The following is a 2,325-nucleotide window of genomic DNA, read 5'->3' on the forward strand; positions in this document are numbered from 1 at the left end:
CATGATTCCGTCGGATCTGACCGCGGTCGAGGCGATCCCGCTCAATGCCAACGGCAAGGTCGATCGGGCGGCTCTGGCCGCGTCGGTGACGGTGGTCGAGCGGGCGCACGTGGCGCCGCGTACTGATCTGGAGGAGCGGCTCGCGGAGATCTGGGTGCGGGTGTTGGGCCTGGACACCGTCAGCGTCGTCGACAGCTTCTTCGACCTCGGCGGTCACTCGATCAGCGCCATCGCCCTGGTCGGTGCCCTGCGCGCGGCCGGATTCCCGGCCTCGGTGCGGGACGTCTTCGTGCACCGCACCGTCGCCGCGCTCGCCGCGCACATCCAGGTGGAGCAGACCGTCGCCGAACCGGAGTTCCAGGCGGTCGCCCCGTTCGCGCTGCTCGACGACGCCGACCGCGCCGCCCTGCCCGCCGGCCTCGCCGACGCGTACCCGATCGCCCAGGTGCAGCTCGGCATGCTGGTGAAGACGCTGACCGACACCGACCGGCACACGTACCACAACGTGTCGGCCTTCCCGATCCACGACGACCAGCCCCTGGCCCCCGACGCGCTACGCCGCGCGGTGCAGGCTGTCGTCGACCGGCACGAGATCCTGCGCACCTCGTTCGACCTGAACGGCTACTCGGTGCCGCTGCAACTCGTGCACGCCGAGGTGCCCGTCGAGGTGACCGCGCTCGACCTGCGCGGGACGGACGCCGAGGACCGGCTGCGCGCCTTCATGGCCGCCGAACGGGCCACCCCGTTCCCGCCGGGCCAGGCTCCCCAGATGCGCGTCGCCGGCGCGATCGGCGACGGCAACGCCTGGTGGTTCGTACTGACGATGTCGCACGGCATCCTCGAAGGCTGGAGCCACCACTCCCTGCTGATGGAGATCCTGGACAACTACCGGCGGCTGCGGGACACCGGCGTCCCGGTGCCCTTCGAGGCGCTGCCGGTCCGCTACGCCGACTTCGTCGCCGCCGAACTGGCCTCCCTGACGTCCGCCGAGGACGAGGCGTACTGGCAGGGCGTGGTCGAGCATCCGCGCTTCGCGCTGCCGTCCGGCTGGGGTGCGCCCGAATCCGACCCCGAGTTCCAGTGCGGCACCCGGGTGCCGCTGCACGACCTGCTCGACGGGCTCAAGGGCCTGGCCAGCCGCACCGGCACGTCGCTGAAGAGCGTGCTGCTGGGCGCGCACCTGAAGGTGATGAGCCAGCTCACCGGCGAACCCGCCTTCACCAGCGGTCTCGTCTGCCACGGCCGGCCCGAGGTGGCCGGCGCGGACCGGGTGTACGGCATGCACCTGAACACGCTGCCGTTCGTCCACCGGGGACCGGCCGCGACCTGGGCGGACCTGGTCCGGCAGACCTTCGAGGCCGAGCTGGAGCTGTGGCCGCACCGGCACTACCCGCTGCCGTCCGTGCAACGGTTCACCGGGGGCGAGCGGCCCATCGAGATCCTCTTCAACTACCTGGACTTCGAGCAGGTCGACACCGACCGCGTCGGCTTCGACGACGCCATCTACGAGGCGTCCAGCGAGTTCGACCTGCACGTCTCCACCCTCGCCGGGACGCTGAGCATCCTCAGCCGCCCGCACGTCGTCAGCTACCCCAACGTGCTACGCCTCGGCGCCATGTACCGGGCGGTGTTGGAGGCGATGGTCGCGGATCCCGACGGGGACGCGCGGGTGGTGTGTCTGTCGGCGGACGAGGTGCCGGTGGTGCTGGCCGACGACGTGGACTCGGTGGAGCCGGTGTCGGGTTCGGTGTTGGGGTGGTTCGAGGAGCAGGTGGTTCGGGTGCCGTCGGCCGAGGCGGTCAACGGTGTGGGGTTCGCGGAGTTGGATGCGCGGGCCGCGGGGTTGGCGGCGTGGTTGGGGTCGTCGGGTGTCGGTCGCGGTGCGGTGGTGGGGGTGTTGCTGGATCGGGGGCCGGATCTGGTCGCGGCGATGCTGGCGGTGTGGAAGGCGGGCGCGGCGTACGTGCCGGTCGACCCTTCCTACCCGGCCGGCCGGATCGAGGCCATGCTCGCCGACGCCGGCGCGACCCGGGCCGTCACGTCGGCCCGGTACGCCGACCGGTTCCCCGCCGGGGTCGAGGTGCTGGTGGCCGAGCAGGCCCCGGCGCAGCAGCCCACGGCCGCCACTGCGGGCGTGCCGGACCTGGACGATCTGGCGTATGTGATCTTCACGTCGGGGTCGACGGGTCGGCCGAAGGGTGTGCAGGTCACGCATCGGGGGTTGGCGAACCATGTGCGGTGGGCGGCGTCGGTGTTGGCGGGTCGTGGCGGTGGTGGGTCGTCGGTGTTCTCGTCGGTGGCGTTCGATTTGCAGGTGCCGAACCT

The 2,325-nt window shown here is 71.7% G+C and carries 1 protein-coding gene; it reads left to right on the forward strand.

Features of this window, described 5'->3' with window-relative positions; genetic code table 11:
- Positions 1–2,325: condensation domain-containing protein (locus AB0G14_RS35365; RefSeq protein WP_357705110.1), on the forward strand; the 2,325-nt coding region annotated here is incomplete at both ends.

The sequence above is a fragment of the Micromonospora sp. NPDC023814 genome, assembly GCF_040639595.1.
Taxonomy (GTDB): Bacteria; Actinomycetota; Actinomycetes; order Mycobacteriales; family Micromonosporaceae; genus Micromonospora.